The sequence below is a fragment of the Neorhizobium sp. T25_27 genome (assembly GCF_002968565.1).
In the GTDB taxonomy this organism is placed as follows: Bacteria; Pseudomonadota; Alphaproteobacteria; order Rhizobiales; family Rhizobiaceae; genus Neorhizobium; species Neorhizobium tomejilense.
The window spans coordinates 394230-410535 of sequence record NZ_PVBJ01000002.1 but is presented as its reverse complement, the minus strand read 5'-3'; the positions used below and the strand labels follow the sequence as shown (position 1 = coordinate 410535).

Genomic DNA, 16306 nt, shown 5'->3' with positions numbered 1-16306 from the left:
GCCTTGTTCACCTCTTGCTTTTCGAACGGGTTGTCTGCCATTTTGCCGGTCCACATCATCCGGCTGGTCCAAAGCCGGCAGAATATCAGGGGTCCGGCCCTGCCGGATCGCCACGGTCGAAAGCGATTGCGTCCATGCGTATTACTCTTGAGCGGTCCAACCTTCTGAAGTCGCTGAACCACGTGCATCGCGTGGTGGAGCGGCGGAACACGATCCCGATCCTTTCCAACGTGCTGATGCGCGCGTCGGGCGCCAGCCTCGACCTGAAGGCGACCGACCTCGATCTCGAAATCACCGAGGTCCTGCCGGCCATGGTCGAGACTGCCGGAGCCACGACGGTTCCAGCGCACCTGCTTTATGAAATCGTCCGCAAGCTGCCGGACGGTTCCGAGGTGCTGCTCGCCACCAACCCGGACGGCGGCTCGATGACAGTGCAATCCGGCCGCTCGAAGTTCTCTCTGCAGTGCCTGCCGGAATCCGACTTCCCAGACCTTACCGCCGGCAGCTTCACGCATACGTTCAAGCTGAAGGCGACCGATCTGAAAATGCTGATCGACCGCACCCAGTTTGCGATCTCCACCGAGGAGACCCGCTATTACCTGAACGGCATCTTCTTCCACACGATCGAAGCCGACGGGGACCTGAAGCTTCGCGCGGTCGCGACCGACGGTCACCGCCTGGCGCGCGCCGATGTGCAGGCACCGTCGGGCTCGGAAGGAATGCCGGGCATCATCATTCCCCGCAAGACGGTCGGCGAGCTGCAGAAACTGGTCGACGATCCGGAGGCGGCTGTCACGATCGAGGTTTCGGACGCCAAGATCCGCGTCACCATGGGCTCGGTCGTGATGACCTCGAAACTGATCGACGGAACTTTCCCGGATTACCAGCGGGTCATCCCGACCGGCAACGACAAGGAAATGCGCGTCGATTGCCAGAGCTTTACCAGGGCCGTCGACCGCGTCTCGACCATTTCTTCCGAGCGCGGCCGCGCCGTGAAACTGTCGCTCACCGACGGCCAGCTGATGCTGACCGTCAACAATCCGGATTCCGGCAGCGCCACGGAAGAGGTTGCGGTCGGTTACGACAACGACCCGATGGAAATCGGCTTCAACGCCAAATACCTGCTCGACATTACCGCCCAGCTTTCGGGCGATGACGCGATCTTCATGCTGGCGGATGCCGGTTCCCCGACATTGGTGCGCGACACGGCGGGCGACGACGCGCTCTATGTGTTGATGCCGATGCGCGTTTAAATCATGAAGGCGGCCGGAAACCCCGGCCGCCTTTTTCATACGGGTTTCCCAAGTGCGACATTTTTCCTTGCTTTTGCGGCATTGGGGTTCCACATGGGGCAAAATGGGAGAGGATAAGAAAATGGAACTGCGCTTGAAGGAGCGGCTCGGCCGCAAGTTCGATGATGAGATCCGGTTCTTCAAGGGTTGGATCGATGGCCCGAAACGGGTCGGCGCGATCTGCCCCACCTCTTCCGTTACCGCCAAACGCATGGCAAGCGTCATCGACACGGCCTCGGGCCTGCCCGTCCTCGAACTCGGACCCGGCACCGGCATCATTACCAAGGCGATCCTGAAGCACGGCGTCTCGCCGGAAAACCTGGTCTCCATCGAATATTCGACCGATTTCTTCCAGCATCTCGTCCGCACCTATCCAGGGGTCAAGTTCGTCAATGGCGACGCTTTCGATCTCAACCGCACGCTCGGTGCCTTGAAGGACAAGACCTTCGACAGCGTTATTTCGGCAATCCCGCTTTTGAGCTTCCCGATGGAGCGCCGCATCGCGCTTCTTGAGGATCTGCTCAACCGCATCCCGGCCGGCCGGCCGGTGATGCAGATCACCTACGGTCCCGTCTCGCCGATCATCGCCCAGCCCGACCGTTACCGGATCAAGCACTACGATTTCGTCGTCAGGAACATCCCGCCGGCGCAGCTCTGGACCTACAGCCGCGGCTGACCATGACGTTCGGCCTCTACATCACTCATCCGCAGGTCCGTATCGATCCCGACATTCCAGTGCCCCGTTGGGGGCTTTCGGATGTCGGCGCTGCTCGCGCCCGCGAGGCCGCCAAGTCCGATTGGGCAAGGAAACTGGGCCGGATCGTCTCCAGCGACGAGGTGAAGGCGATCGAGACTGCGGAAATCCTTAGCCTCGCCTCGGGCATTTCGATCGAGATCGCGGAAGATACCCACGAGAACGACCGGTCGGCGACGGGCTTTCTGCCGCCGCCGCAGTTCGAGGATGCGGCCAACTGGTTCTTCGCCCATCCGGAAGAGAGCTTCAAAGGCTGGGAGCGCGCCGTGGACGCGCAGAGACGCATCGTTTCGGCGGTCGCCAGAATTCTCGCCGATCACGATCCAAGCGTGCCGATCGCCTTCGTCGGCCATGGCGGTGTTGGAACGCTGTTGAAATGCCACCTCACCGGCTCGCCGATCGCCCGCGACCGGGACCAGCCGGGTGGCGGCGGAAATCTCTTCTGCTTCACCCTTGCGGATCGGACTGTCTCATGCGACTGGACGCCCATCGAAAAATGGGAAGGGTTCCAGGCATGAACGCTCGTGATCGCCTCATCGTAGGCCTCGATATTCCGACTATCGGCGAAGCCGAAAAGATGGTCGCCACGCTCGGTGACACCGTTTCCTTCTATAAGATCGGCTATCAGCTCGTATTCGCCGGCGGTCTCGAACTTGCACGCGATCTCGCAAAGGATGGCAAAAAAGTCTTCCTCGACATGAAGCTGCTCGACATCGACAACACGGTCGCGAAGGGTGTCGAGAACATCGTCAAGATGGGCATGACCATGCTCACCCTGCACGCCTATCCGAAGGCGATGCGCGCCGCGGTCGAGGCAGCGAAAGGTTCCGACCTCTGCCTGCTTGCGGTTACCGTCCTGACCTCGATGGACGAGACGGACCTCGTCGACGCAGGTTACGAATACGATCCGCATACGCTGGTTCTGCGACGCTCCGAACAGGCGCTGGCCGCCGGCATGGGCGGCATCGTCTGCTCGGCAGAGGAATCGGCTGCGGTGCGCAAGATCGTCGGCCCCGACATGGCGATCGTCACGCCCGGCATCCGCCCTGCGGGTTCGGAAGCGGGCGACCAGAAGCGGGTCATGACGCCTGCGGACGCATTGCGGGCCGGATCGAGCCATCTCGTCGTCGCCCGCCCGATCGTCAAGGCGCCGGATCCGAAGGCTGCGGCACAGGCAATTCTCGCCGAGATGCAGGGCGTGCTCTGACCACCATTTGTTGCCGGAGACCATTTCTCCCTGCCGTGATCCGAGATGAGTTCCGACGGACCGCAGGATAGGGCGCAAAGCCTGTCATATTGACTCGCTCCGGAATTTGCCTGAAGTCATCGCAACCGAAAACACGCTGGAGGAAATACCATGGCCAAGGGATACTGGGTCGCTCGCGTCGATGTCCGCGATCCGGAACGCTACAAGGATTATATCGCAGCCGCCACGCCCGCCTTCGAGAAATACGGCGCCAATTTCCTCGCCCGCGGCGGCGCGATGGCGGCGATGGAAGGCAAGTCCCGCGCCCGCAACGTCATCATCGAGTTCCCGTCGATGCAAGCTGCCATCGACTGCTACAATTCCCCCGAATATGCGATCGCCATCAAGATCCGCCAGGAAGTGGCTGATGGCGAAATCGTCGTGCTCGACGGCCTTTAAGAACCGGTTGTCGCGGGCGGTGCGGCAGTGGAGACACTTCCACCCGTGCCGCGATTCGGTTAAACAGCACTCATCTCGTCCCACAGGCTCCCGGAGCACGCCATGACCATCAACAACCTTCCGCCGCTCGTCACCGTTTTCGGAGGGTCGGGCTTCGTCGGCAGGCATGTGGTGCGTACGCTGGCCAAGCGCGGTTATCGCGTCCGGGTTGCCGTCCGCCGCCCGGATCTCGCAGGCTTCCTGCTGCCGGCCGGTTATGTCGGCCAGATCTCGCTGGTCCAGGCGAACCTTCGCTACCGCCAGTCGGTCCTGAAGGCCGCCGAAGGCGCTTCGCATGTGGTCAACTGCGTCGGTATCATGTTCGAGAGCGGCCGCAACACGTTCGATGCGGTCCAGGATTTTGGTGCTCGGGCGGTTGTCGATGCGGCACGTGCGGCCGGCGCCAAGCTTACCCATATTTCCGCGATCGGCGCCGATGCCAACTCGGAATCGTCCTATGCCCGCAGCAAGGGCCGCGCCGAGACGACGATCCTTTCGACGCTGCCGGATGCCGTGATCCTGCGGCCGTCGATCATGTTCGGGCCGGAAGACAGCTTCTTCAACAAGTTCGCCTCCATGGCCCGCACCTTCCCCGCCCTGCCGCTGATCGGCGGCGGCAAGACGAAGTTCCAGCCGGTCTATGTGGAGGACGTCGCCGAAACCGTCGCACGCTCCGTCGACGGCACGATCGCAACCGGAAAAATCTATGAGCTGGGCGGCGGCGAGGTCATGACCTTCCGCCAGTGTCTCGAGACGATGCTGCGCGTCACCAATCGCAGCAATGCGCTCGTCTCGCTGCCCTTCGGCATCGCATCGCTGATTGGCAGCATTGCGTCTCTGATCCCCTTCGTCCAGCCGCCGATCACCAGCGATCAGGTGAAGCTGCTGAAGATCGACAATGTGGTTTCCGATGCCGCCGTCACGGAAGGCCGCACGCTGCAGGGGATAGGCATCCGCCCGACGCTCGCCTCCTCCATCCTGCCATCCTACCTTGTGCAGTACCGCCCGCAGGGCCAGTACACCGGTTCCGGCCGCGCCGCCTGACATTCGTTAACCATATCACGCAATTGATTTCGCTCCGGCATGCCGGCAGTGCCCGCTGAAAATTCGGGCACCCCTTTGTTGTCGCTCATGTTTCGGGCAAGGATTGTGGCACAAAGGTCGCAGTGGCCGATGCAGTCGCGTTAACGGCCGGTTCAGCAAAATCCTTTATTGAATTCTTCTAATCCAACCCATAGATCCTCCCTCACCAAACAAGCGGCGCAACCGTGACGATAAAATCTTCCATCGAAAGGCATTCCTCCATGGGCAAGCCCATCGCCCTCTTTTTTGCATGCGCAGCGCTGATCATCCTCGCGGGCTCCTTCATGGCCCCGACGACGGGCGCAGCCGGCAAGAGCGAATGCACGCCCGCATACGGCGTCGACCCGTGCAGCACGGCATCCATCAATCACTGACATGATCGGGAAGTCGGCGGCCTTTTGAGCCGCCTTCTTTTTATGCTCCCAGCAGCAGGGCGATCAGGCCCGCGGCGCCGATGATGATTCGCCAGTAGGCGAACGGCGCGTAGCCCCGGCTCGATACGAAGTCGAGTAGCGACCGCACCACCACGATGGCGGTGACGAAGGCGGCGACGAAACCGACAGCGATCAGGGCGCCGTCGTCGAAACTCAACACATTGCGGTTTTTATAAAGATCGAGCACGAAGGCGCCGAGCATGGTCGGCATGGCGAGGAAGAACGAAAATTCCGCCGCCGAGCGCTTGTCCGCGCCGAGCAGAAGCGCGCCGACGATCGTCGCGCCGGAACGCGAGGTCCCGGGGATCATCGCCACGCATTGGAACAGCCCGATCTTGAACGCGAGCGACGGCGGATAATCCATCACGTCGTGATATTTGGGCTGGAACTTGATCCTGTCGACCACAAGCAGCACGAAGCCGCCGAGGATCAGCATGACACAGATCAGCATCGGTGTTTCAAACAGCACGGCCTTGATGAAGCTGTGGGCCAAAGCGCCGATCACCGCCGCGGGCAGGAATGCGATCAGCACCGTTGTCACGAACCTGCGTGCCTTGGGACTGGTCGGCAGATCGGCCGCGATCTGCAGCAGCTTGCGGGCATAAACGAGCAGGATGGCGAGGATCGCACCGAGCTGGATCAGGACCGCGAAAGTGTTGCCGGGGGATTGGAAACCGAGGAAATGACCAGCCAAAAGAACGTGGGCGGTCGAGGAAACGGGAAGAAATTCAGTGAGCCCCTCGATCAAACCGAGGATGAGCGCACTGATGATGGACTGATCCGCCATTCTTAATCCTTTATTGAGCAGATAAGGGCAGTTTTAAGCAGTTTATGAGCCGTTGCTTGTCTTGGGACTACCAAATCCATATAGCTGCCATATGTCAGGCGGGCGCGCGAGGCGCCCCTGCCCCTCCTATACGAAGTTCGTGAAGTTCAAGTATCCATGCCCACGCTCTATCATCATTCCATGTCTTCGGCCTCCCGGTTCGTCCGGCTGATTCTCGCCGAATACGGCTTTCAGGCGGACTTGCTCGAGGAGCAGCCGTGGGAAAAGCGGCGGGAATTCCTGACGCTCAATCCTGCGGGCACGCTCCCGGTCTATGTCGACGACAGCATGAGAGTGCTTTGTGGCCCTTCCGTGCTCCTGGAATTCCTCGACGAAACCCATGGCGTGCTGAAGCGCGACCGCCGGCTGCTTGCCGAAGACCCGTGGCAACGCGCCGAGATCCGGCGCCTGACGGAATGGTTCCTGCAGAAGATGGAGCAGGATGTCACCCGGCCGCTGACCCGAGAGCGGGTCTACAAGCTGCAGATGACGACCGCCCAGGGCGGTGGCGCCCCGGACTCGAAGGTGCTGCGCACATCCCGCGCCAACATCCGCCAGCATATGAAATATCTCTCCTGGCTTGCCGGCTCCCGGCCCTGGCTTGCGGGCGACCGCCTGAGCTATGCCGATCTCGCCGCCGCCGCTTCGATTTCGATCCTCGACTACCTTGGCGAGATCGACTGGTCGGAGACGCCGGTCGCCAAGGACTGGTATCAGCGGCTGAAATCGCGACCCTCCTTCCGGCCGATGCTTGCCGAACGCATCCGCGGCCTCACTCCGGTATCCCATTATGCGGACCTTGATTTCTGACGCGACCTCGCGGGAGGAAGAAAAGACGCTCCGGCGGCGAGAGAAGCTGACCGCCTTCATCCGCGAGGAAGCAGCGGCGCAGGGCTTCGATCTTTGCCGGATTACAGGCCCGGACGGCATCCCGCGGGCGCCGGAGCGGCTGGAGGTTTTCCTGGCCGACGGCCACCACGGCAGCATGGACTGGATGGCGGAGACGAGGCTGCGCCGCGCCGACCCGAAGGTGTTGTGGGATCAGGTGCGTTCGATCGTGATGTTCGGGTTGACCTACGGGCCGGACGAAGACCCGCGCGTCATTCTCGACAAGCCGGACAAGGCGGCGATCTCGGTCTATGCGCGCAACCGCGATTACCACGACGTCATCAAGGGCCGGCTGAAGGAGATCGCGACGCGCTTTGCGGCGCGGGCCGGCGAGGACGTGAAGGTCTTCGTCGATACCGCACCGGTGATGGAAAAGCCGCTGGCGGAGGCGGCAGGGCTTGGCTGGCAGGGCAAACATACCAATCTCGTCAGCCGCACCCATGGCTCCTGGCTTTTCCTCGGCAGCCTGTTCACCACGGCAGACCTTATTATGGACGCGCCGGAGACAGATCATTGCGGCTCCTGCCGGGCCTGTCTCGACGCCTGCCCGACGGCGGCGTTTCCGGCTCCCTATCGGCTCGATGCCCGCCGGTGCATCTCTTATCTGACAATCGAACACAAAGGTCCGATCGATCCGGAATTCCGGCCGCTGATCGGCAACCGCATCTATGGCTGCGACGACTGTCTTGCCGCCTGTCCCTGGAACAAGTTTGCGGCAAGCGCCTCCGAAATGAAGCTGCAGGCGCGCGAGGACCTGAAGGAGCCGTCGATCACGTTTCTGCTGACCTTGGACGACGCGGCCTTCCGGACCTTTTTCAGCGGTTCGCCGGTCAAACGCATCGGCCGCGACCGGTTCATCCGCAACGTGCTGATCGCCGCCGGCAATTCCAGCGATGCCAGCCTCATCGGGCAATGTCTCGAGCTTGCCGGCGACCCCTCGCCCACGGTGCGCGGCATGGCTATATGGGCCCTGAAGCGCCTGATGACTGATATGGACTTCGCGCGGTTTGCCGAGGCACGCGGCGCCGAAGAGGATACGGAAGTGCTGGAAGAATGGCGATTGGCGGGAGCGTCCTGATGAATGTGATGATCTTCGGATGCGGCTATTCGGGCCAGGCAATCGCGGAGGCCTTCAAATCCGAGGGCCATCGGGTGTCCGGCACCGTCAGAACGGCCCACAAGGCACTGGAACTCGCGGCCCGCGACATCAAGGCCTTCGTGTTCGACGGCAGCCCGTTCAGCGAAGAACTGCTGACAGAGCTTCGGGAGACGACGCACCTGGTGCAATCGATCCCGCCCGGCACCGAGGGCGATCCGCTGCTCAAGCTCGTGTCCGGAAAGCTACGCGCGCTTTGCCCGAAGCTCGAATGGGTGGGTTATCTCTCGACCGTCGGCGTTTATGGCGATCATGGCGGCGGCTGGGTCACCGAGGAGACCCCCGGCAGCCCGATCCACGGCCGGTCGATCGAACGGGTCGATACGGAAGATGCCTGGGCCGCCGAAGGGCGGGCCGCCGGTCGGCCTGTGGCGAGCCTGCGCCTCGCCGGCATTTATGGGCCCGGCCGCAACGCCTTCGTCAATCTCGCACGGGGCACAGCGCGGCGCATCATAAAGAAAGATCAGGTCTTCAACCGCATCCGCGTCGAAGACATCGGCGGCGCAGCGCTCTTCCTCGCCAAGGGCAATGTCGGCGGAATATATAATGTCACCGACGACGAGCCCGGCCCGCCCCAGGATGTCATCGTCGAAGCGGCACGGCTGATGGGTGTCGAGCCACCGCCGGAACTGGACTTCGAGACTGCCGACATGACGCCGATGGCGCGTTCGTTCTACGGCGCCAACAAACGGGTTTCGAATGCCAAGATTCGCGCTGCGGGGTTCCAGTTCCAGTTCCCCAATTACCGCATGTCGCTCGCCGAAATGCAGGCCTCGGGCCGTTGGCGAGGATAAAATTCCCATTTTGAAACGGTTGAAATTTCCATCTTCTGGCGCCTTTCCGGTTATAGTTTCTTAATACCTGAGGCTTGAGATCACAAAATTCGCCCAAATGAGGCAGGAAATCTCGCAAAGCAACAAATTTTTTTCTGCGATTTCCGTGATCACAGACTCTCTCCGAGTCTTACCGGAACCATATTCCTCTTTCTGACTGTTTTTAAAGGTTTTCTTCCGCAGAAGCTTAGCTGGCTTCTTAAAAATATCGGCGGCAATCTAATCACAAATGTTACAGACCGTAATGTTCCGTGATCGATAACCCCACTTTTTCGCCACTTTTCGCCCCGCTTAGCCATTTTGCACGCAACGTGCAGGGACAAAACGAACGGGGACGACCGACTTGACAACAATTCGACGCTCGACTTTCGCCGCGGCCTCCATTGCTGCTTTTGCAACTCTCGGCGCCGCGCAAGCCAATGCTGCGCCTGGATGCGGTCACGCATCCTGGTATGCCCTCGGATCCAAGACCGCATCCGGGGAGCGAATGAACCCCTCTCTGATGACGGCGGCACACCGGACGCTGCCATTCGGCACCAAGGTCGTCGTGACCAACAAGCGCAACGGCAAAAGCGTCGTCGTTCGCATCAACGACCGTGGGCCATTCATCCGCGGCCGGGTGATCGACGTTTCCAAGGCCGCAGCCAAGAACATCGGCATGATCAGCTCCGGCACCGCCCAGGTCTGTTACCAGATTGTCGACGCCGGCGATCAGAAGGTCCCGGGCAAGGGCCTGAAAGCGATCGAAGGCTGAGGCTGGCCAGAGAGACGGTTTAGACCGGCCTATTGCCCTATCGCGCGATCACGGTTACGACCCGTGCCACACGGGTGCAACCGACACGGAGAGCGACATGCGATTGGGCGGACGAATTGCCGGAGCCATTGAGGTTCTGGCCGATATCGAGACGCGCAGGCGTCCTGTCGCCGACGCTCTCAAGGACTGGGGCCTCGCCCATCGTTTCGCCGGTTCCGGCGATCGTGCTGCAATAGGCAACATCGTCTACGACGCATTGCGCATGCGTCTGTCGCATGCCTGGCTCATGGACGACGAAAGCCCGGCGGCCCTCGCCTACGCGGTCCTGATCCGGCAATGGGGCTTCACGCCCGAGGCGCTCCAAGCCGAGTTTACCGACGACCGCTTCGCGCCACCGGCTCTGACCGAGGCGAACCTCTCGTCGCTCGCCTCCCGCCGTCTCGAGGATGCGCCCCTGCATGTGCAGGGAGACATACCCGACTGGATCCAGCCGTCCTTCGAAGCCAATTTCGGCGAGGACTGGCTTGTTGAGGCCAAGGCACTGGCCGATCGCCCGACCCTCGATCTGCGCGCCAACACGCTGAAGGCGTCTCGCGAGAAGGTCGTCAAGGCGTTGGAACGCTCGAACGCCAAGGCTTCGCGCATTGCCCGCAACGGCATCCGGATTGCCGCCGGCGAAGGAGCGTCGCGTCTGCCCAACGTCACCGCCGAGCTTTCGTTCCAGAAAGGCTGGTTCGAAGTTCAGGACGAAGGCTCGCAGATCGTCGCCGAGCTCGTGCAGCCGGGCGAACACGACCAGGTTCTCGATTACTGCGCCGGCGGCGGCGGCAAGACGCTCGCCATGGCCGCCGCCATGCACAACAAGGGCCAGATCCACGCCTATGACGCCGACCGCAAGCGGCTGGCGCCGATCATCGAGAGGCTGCGGCGCGCGGGCACCCGCAATGTGCAGGTGCATGACGACGCGCGCCAGCTCAACGCCCTGAAAGGCAAGCTCGATGCGGTCCTGGTCGATGCGCCCTGCACCGGCACCGGCACCTGGCGCCGCCGCCCGGACACCAAATGGCGGCTCACGCCCAAAAACCTCGACGAGCGCATTACCCAGCAGCAGGAGGCGCTTTCCGAAGCCGCCGTCTTCGTGAAGCCAGGCGGCGCACTTCTCTATGTCACCTGCTCGATCCTGCCGGAGGAGAACGATGCCCAGGTCTCGCGCTTCTGCGCCGAAAACCCGGAGTTTTCCATCGCGCCCGCAGCGGACCATTGGGACCGCATTTTCGGAAATGATGCGCCGCGGCCTCGCTCGAAAGATGCACTGACCGTAACTCTGACGCCCGCAAGTACCGATACGGACGGATTCTTTTTCTGTCGCATGCAACGCAAAGTTTGAGTGCGACAGGATCAAAGTCAAAGTCGAGTTCTACTTTCAAATTATTCTAAACTAGATAGTTTGACACCAGTTTCCAATTGCGCGATGAACCCTTTGACGGTCGGGGAGAGATCCGGGCCGTGAAGGAGAGGGACATGATCCGCAAGACCGTTCTCGGCGCCGCCCTGGCGCTTTTCGCCGCCTCTGCGGCGTTCGTCGTGACAGAGGCGCAGGCCGCCACCACATCCGCTGCCGTCCTCAAGCATTATGCCGAGCTGGCGCATGCGAAATACGAGGACTCGCTGACAACAGCGCAGGCCCTCGACAAGGCGATCAACGCATTCCTCGCCAAGCCTGGCGAAGAGACGCTGAAGGCTGCCAAGGACGCATGGATAGCCGCCCGCGTTCCCTACCAGCAGACGGAAGTCTACCGTTTCGGCAACCCGATCGTCGACGATTGGGAAGGCAAGGTGAATGCCTGGCCGCTCGATGAAGGCCTGATCGACTATGTCGACGCCTCCTACGGCAAGGAGAGCGACGAGAACGCACTCTATACCGCCAATGTCATTGCCAACCCGAAGATCAAGGTCAACGGCAAGACGCTCAACCTCTCGAAGTTCGACGCCAAGACGCTGCGCAGCCTGAACGAAGCCGGCGAGATCGAGGCGAACGTCGCAACCGGTTACCATGTCATCGAATTCCTGCTCTGGGGCCAGGATTTGAACGGCACGGGGCCGGGCGCAGGCAAGCGCTCCTACACGGACTACGACAAGGCCAATTGCACCAACCGCCATTGTGATCGCCGCGCCGACTACCTGAAGGCCGCGTCCGCCCTGCTGGTCTCCGACCTCAAGGACATGGTCACCGCCTGGGCTCCGAAGGGCAAGGCGACCAAGAACGTCGAAGCCAATTCCAAGAAGGGCTTGACCGCCATCCTGACGGGCATGGGTTCGCTCTCCTACGGCGAGCTTGCCGGCGAGCGCATGAAGCTCGGCCTGCTGCTGCACGATCCGGAAGAAGAGCACGATTGCTTCTCCGACAACACCTACAACTCGCATCTCTACGACGCGGTCGGCATCAAGTCGGCCTATACGGGCGAATATACCCGCGTCGACGGCACCAAGATGACCGGCCCGTCGCTCTCCGAGCTGGTTGCCGCGACCGACAAGGCGCTCGATACCGAAATGCTCGGCAAGCTGGACGCGACGCTCGCGGCCATGAACGCCATGGCCGACCGGGCGAAGAAGGTCGAGGCCTACGACCAGATGATCGGCGAAAGCAATGTCGAGGGCAATGCGGTCGTCCAGAAGGCGATCGATGGCCTGATCGACCAGAGCAAGAGCGTCGAGCGCGTCATTGCGTCGCTGAAGCTAGGCAAAGTAGAGCTTGAAGGTTCCGACAGCCTCGATAATCCTGACGCCGTCTTCAAATAAGCAATGAAAAGGCGGGCCGCGGCTGACCTTCAGCCTGCGGCCCGGTAGCCCTATGAGAACGCCCAAGCCTTTCGTCTTCCTGCTGCCGATCCTTTCGGGCGCTCTCTTTCTCATGCCGCTGATCGCGACCGGCGGCGATGCACTTTTCCCGACCATCCGCACGGATCTCAATCCGAAGGACCAGAAACGCGTCGAGAGCGTCACGCGCCCGACGACGGATTTTTCCAAGCCTGAGCAGTTCGAGACCATGTCGGGCGGGGCCGCGACCAGCCGCGCCGATGTCAATGGCGATGCCTTCTCGCATTTCTCCGCCAACATCACCTTCGAGGAAGAAGGGACGTTCAAGCTCGGCAATGCGCTGTTCACAAAACTCTGGGTCTCGGCGCCGTCCTCGACACAGGCGTCCGACGGGCTGGGGCCGCTGTTCAACGCCCGCGCCTGCCAGAGCTGCCACCTGAAGGACGGCCGCGGCCACCCGCCGGAAGGCGGTGCCGACGCGACCTCGATGTTCTTCCGGCTCGCCCGTCCGGCGCGCACCGACGATGAGCGGGAAGCTGTCGCCGATTACAGGAAGCTCAATTTCCCCGACGCTATCTATGGCGAGCAGCTACAGGACCTCGCCGTAACTGGACTCGCCTCCGAAGGCCGGATGCAGATTTCCTATGAAGAAATGCCGGTCACGCTCGGCGACGGCGAAGTGGTCAACCTGCGCAAGCCGACCTATTCGGTCGCCAATCTCGGCTACGGTGCGATGGAAGGCGACGTGACGCTGTCGCCGCGGATCGCGCCGCCGATGATCGGCATGGGCCTTATCCAGGCTATCCACGATGCCGATATTCTCGGCCGGGCCGACCCGAACGACAAGGACGGCGACGGGATTTCCGGCAAGCCGGCCATGGTGCGCGACCACAAGACCGGCGAGTTGAAGGTCGGCCGCTTCGGCTTCAAGGCGCAGAACGCCTCGGTCCGCGACCAGAGTTCGTCCGCCTTTGCCGGCGACCTCGGCATCTCGACCCCCGACGATCCGTTCGACCACGGCGACTGCACAAAGGCGGAGGCTGCGTGCCTCGCCATGCCGACCGGCGTGCAGCAGCGGCTCGGGCCGGTCGAGGCACCCGATCCCGTCCTGCCGCTGGTTACCTTCTATTCCGAGAACCTTGCCGTACCGGCCCGCCGCGATATCGGCGACAAGACGGTTCTGAAGGGCAAGGAGCTGTTCTACCAGGCCGGCTGCACCGCCTGCCACACGCCGAAGTTCGTCACCAGCCGCGATGCCGGCAACAAGGCGCAGGCTTTCCAGCTGATCTGGCCCTACTCGGATTTCCTGCTGCACGATATGGGCGACGGCCTCGCCGACGGCCAGCCGGTGGGCGTTGCCACCGGCAGCGAGTGGCGCACACAACCGCTCTGGGGCATCGGCCTGACGGAAACCGTCAACGCCCATACGTTCTTCCTGCATGACGGTCGGGCAAGAAACCTGACGGAGGCTGTCCTCTGGCATGGCGGCGAGGCGCAGAAGGCCCGCGATGCCTTCGCTGCACTATCAAGACAAGACCGTGCCGCCCTCCTCAAATTCCTGGAGTCGCTCTGATGCGCAAGATCCTTTTTGCCGGACTCGTCTCGCTGCTGCCCGCCACCGCCTTCGCGCAGGAAGGTGAACCTGCTCCCTCGGTGGATCTGCCGATGGCTGATGTCACCAAGGTGATGACGGCGGCGGTGGACGGGTTCATTCGACCCGGATACGACGCCTTCCACGAATCCGCGGGCAAGATGACGACGGCGATGAAGGTGCTCTGCGAGGCGCCCTCCAAGACGAACTACGATGCCGCGAAAGGCACCTTCCGCGATGCGGCGGTCAGCTGGGCGCATATCGAGGTGGTGCGCGTCGGTCCCGTCATCGAGCAGAACCGCTTCGAGCGCATCCTGTTTTATCCCGACCGCAAGAGCACCGGCCTGAAGCAGGTCCAATCGGTCCTCTCCAAGGTCGACGAGACCGCCACCGATCCCGCCACGCTCGGCACCAAGAGCGTAGCCATGCAAGGTTTCGGCGCACTCGAATATGTGCTTTCGGGCACCGGTTCCGACGAGCTTCTCAACGCGAAGAACAGTTATCGCTGCCGTTATGGCGCGGCCATCGCCGGCAATATCACCAATGTCGCCAAGGAGCTTTCCGATATCTGGGACGCGCCCGACGGCATCCAGAAGACGTGGGAACAGCCGGGGCCTGACAACCTCAATTTCCGCACCGGCGGCGAGGCGATCACGGCGCTGCTCGGCATTCTCGTGCATGGCGCCGAAGCGGTGCGCGACCAGCGGATCGAAACCTTCTACAAGGGTGCCGACAAGGCCAAATTCCCGAAACAGGCACTGTTCTGGCGCTCGGAGAACACCTGGCCGGCCATCAAGGGCAATCTCGAAGGCCTTTCGGCCCTGCTCGAAAAATCCGGGATGGTGGAATTGCTGAAGGAAAAGGACCGGCCGATCGTCGCCGCCACGCAGGCGAAGCTGAAGTCGATGATCGAACTTTCGGCGAAGATCACGCCGGACCTCGACAAGGCAGTCGAGAGTGCTGCTGAGCGCAAGAAACTCGATACGCTGCTGGCGGACGGAAAGGACGTCATCACCAAGCTGAACGACGGGTACGGCGGCGCGATCGGCCTCAGCTCCGGCTTTTCCTTCGCGGACGGCGATTAAGACCATGTGGCGCGGCGAGGCCATCGACCGGCGAGGCTTTCTAAAAGCGGCGGGGATCACCTTCACCGCCGCCCTTGCGCCACGCTCGCTGATGGCGCTCGAACGCACTGACGCGGTCTATGCCTCGGGCTTTCGCGCGCCGGACGGCTCGTTCGGCGTCGCCACCGTTTCGGGACGGGGCGAAATCATCGACCGCGTCGCCCTTCCCGCCCGCGCCCATGGCATGGCCTATAGCACCGCCACCGGCCGCACCGTCGCCTTTGCCCGCCGTCCCGGCACGTTTGCCATGGTCTTCGATCCATCACGGCAGGCCGAACCGGTGATGATCACCTCCCCGGAAGGCCGGCATTTCTACGGCCACGGCCATTTCTCGCCGGACGGGACGCGGCTTTATGCCAGCGAGAACGATTTCGACGGCAATCGCGGCATGATCGGCGTCTACGACGCCCGGGACAAATTCCGCCGCATCGCCGAGTTCGACGCCCACGGCATCGGCACCCACGACATGACCGTCTCCGACGACGGCAAGCTGCTGGTCATCGCCAATGGCGGTATCGAGACTCATCCGGATTTCGGGCGCACCAAGCTCAATGTCGATAGCATGGAACCGTCGCTGGTTCTGCTCGATGCGAAGAACGGCCACCTCATCCAGCGGCACCGCCTGCCCGCTTCGCTCAAACAGCTTTCGACCCGCCATCTCGATATCGCGGAAAACGGCCGCATCTGGTTCGCCTGCCAGTGGGAAGGTGCGCGCAACGCCCTGCCGCCGCTCGCCGGCTGGTTTTCCAAGGGGGAGGACCTGTCCTTCGTCTCGCTGCCGGAGGAAACAACGGTCCGGCTTGGCAACTATGTCGGCGCCATCGCCGTCAACCGTCGTGACAACGTCGTTGGCCTTACCTCCCCGGTCGGCGGGGCCGCGGTCACGCTCGACGCGAAAACCGGGGCCGTGGTGAAGGAAGAGGCCGTCCGCGAGGCCGCCGGCGTCGCGCCCGCCGCGCATGGCATTGCCGTTTCCTCCTATGACGGGCAGTTCAACGAGATGCGCAGCCAAGTCGCCTGGGATCAGCATATCGTCCGGCTGGGCTGACCTTTCCCAGCTGCGGAAGCGC

Annotated in this window: 17 protein-coding genes; 16 read left to right on the top strand and 1 reads right to left on the bottom strand. The window is 62.3% G+C overall.

Annotation, left to right across the window (positions count from 1 at the left end):
* Nucleotides 1–134 precede the first annotated feature (134 nt).
* The 7 genes from dnaN (at nt 135) to C5J24_RS08800 (ending at nt 5187) form a co-directional block, all read left to right on the top strand.
* A complete protein-coding gene (dnaN, locus tag C5J24_RS08830; protein ID WP_046630337.1) occupies nt 135–1253 on the top strand; it encodes a DNA polymerase III subunit beta in 1119 nt (372 codons plus the stop codon).
* A gap of 121 nt (nt 1254–1374) precedes the next feature.
* The gene (pmtA, locus tag C5J24_RS08825; RefSeq protein ID WP_046667346.1) at nt 1375–1968 is read left to right on the top strand and encodes a phospholipid N-methyltransferase PmtA; all 594 of its coding nucleotides are present in this window, start codon (nt 1375–1377) and stop codon (nt 1966–1968) included.
* 2 nt (nt 1969–1970) lie between these two features.
* Nucleotides 1971–2564 (top strand): histidine phosphatase family protein, encoded by a 594-nt coding sequence (locus C5J24_RS08820; protein ID WP_105417280.1) that lies wholly within the window; start codon nt 1971–1973, stop codon nt 2562–2564.
* Complete coding sequence (pyrF, locus tag C5J24_RS08815) at nt 2561–3253, top strand: orotidine-5'-phosphate decarboxylase (RefSeq protein ID WP_105417278.1); 693 nt, start codon at nt 2561–2563, stop codon at nt 3251–3253. Before C5J24_RS08820 ends, pyrF begins: the two co-directional genes overlap by 4 nt.
* Before the next feature lie 150 nt (nt 3254–3403).
* On the top strand, nt 3404–3691 hold the full coding sequence (locus C5J24_RS08810) for a DUF1330 domain-containing protein (RefSeq protein ID WP_037079589.1): 288 nt from the start codon (nt 3404–3406) through the stop codon (nt 3689–3691).
* Nucleotides 3692–3793: 102 nt separating this feature from the next.
* Complete coding sequence (locus tag C5J24_RS08805; protein WP_105417276.1) at nt 3794–4774, top strand: complex I NDUFA9 subunit family protein; 981 nt, start codon at nt 3794–3796, stop codon at nt 4772–4774.
* Between the two features lie 260 nt (nt 4775–5034).
* The gene (locus C5J24_RS08800; protein WP_105417275.1) at nt 5035–5187 is read left to right on the top strand and encodes a hypothetical protein; all 153 of its coding nucleotides are present in this window, start codon (nt 5035–5037) and stop codon (nt 5185–5187) included.
* A 40-nt stretch (nt 5188–5227) separates the two neighbouring features.
* On the opposite strand, the gene C5J24_RS08795 is transcribed toward C5J24_RS08800, so the two are convergent.
* Nucleotides 5228–6034 (bottom strand): undecaprenyl-diphosphate phosphatase, encoded by an 807-nt coding sequence (locus tag C5J24_RS08795; RefSeq protein ID WP_105417273.1) that lies wholly within the window; start codon nt 6032–6034, stop codon nt 5228–5230.
* A gap of 156 nt (nt 6035–6190) precedes the next feature.
* Between C5J24_RS08795 and C5J24_RS08790 the strand changes: the two genes are divergently transcribed.
* The 9 genes from C5J24_RS08790 to C5J24_RS08750 all read left to right on the top strand — a co-directional run bounded on the left by C5J24_RS08790 (nt 6191) and on the right by C5J24_RS08750 (nt 16284).
* A complete protein-coding gene (locus C5J24_RS08790; protein ID WP_046667341.1) occupies nt 6191–6883 on the top strand; it encodes a glutathione S-transferase family protein in 693 nt (230 codons plus the stop codon).
* A complete protein-coding gene (gene queG, locus C5J24_RS08785) occupies nt 6864–8039 on the top strand; it encodes a tRNA epoxyqueuosine(34) reductase QueG (RefSeq protein WP_105417271.1) in 1176 nt (391 codons plus the stop codon). The genes C5J24_RS08790 and queG overlap by 20 nt, the downstream gene beginning before the upstream one ends.
* On the top strand, nt 8039–8911 hold the full coding sequence (locus C5J24_RS08780; RefSeq protein ID WP_105417650.1) for an SDR family oxidoreductase: 873 nt from the start codon (nt 8039–8041) through the stop codon (nt 8909–8911). The genes queG and C5J24_RS08780 overlap by 1 nt, the downstream gene beginning before the upstream one ends.
* A gap of 382 nt (nt 8912–9293) precedes the next feature.
* Complete coding sequence (locus C5J24_RS08775; RefSeq protein WP_046630324.1) at nt 9294–9704, top strand: septal ring lytic transglycosylase RlpA family protein; 411 nt, start codon at nt 9294–9296, stop codon at nt 9702–9704.
* A 97-nt stretch (nt 9705–9801) separates the two neighbouring features.
* Nucleotides 9802–11091, top strand: coding sequence for an RsmB/NOP family class I SAM-dependent RNA methyltransferase (locus C5J24_RS08770; RefSeq protein WP_046667338.1), 1290 nt, complete (start codon nt 9802–9804; stop codon nt 11089–11091).
* 134 nt (nt 11092–11225) lie between these two features.
* Nucleotides 11226–12503, top strand: a complete 1278-nt coding sequence (locus tag C5J24_RS08765) for an imelysin family protein (RefSeq protein WP_105417269.1) — start codon at nt 11226–11228, stop codon at nt 12501–12503.
* Nucleotides 12504–12555: 52 nt separating this feature from the next.
* Nucleotides 12556–14094, top strand: a complete 1539-nt coding sequence (locus tag C5J24_RS08760) for a di-heme oxidoredictase family protein (RefSeq protein WP_080951194.1) — start codon at nt 12556–12558, stop codon at nt 14092–14094.
* Nucleotides 14094–15197: an imelysin family protein gene (locus C5J24_RS08755; RefSeq protein ID WP_046667336.1), complete on the top strand. Its 1104-nt coding sequence runs from the start codon at nt 14094–14096 to the stop codon at nt 15195–15197. The genes C5J24_RS08760 and C5J24_RS08755 overlap by 1 nt, the downstream gene beginning before the upstream one ends.
* A gap of 4 nt (nt 15198–15201) precedes the next feature.
* A complete protein-coding gene (locus C5J24_RS08750) occupies nt 15202–16284 on the top strand; it encodes a DUF1513 domain-containing protein (RefSeq protein WP_046667335.1) in 1083 nt (360 codons plus the stop codon).
* Nucleotides 16285–16306: the final 22 nt, after the last annotated feature.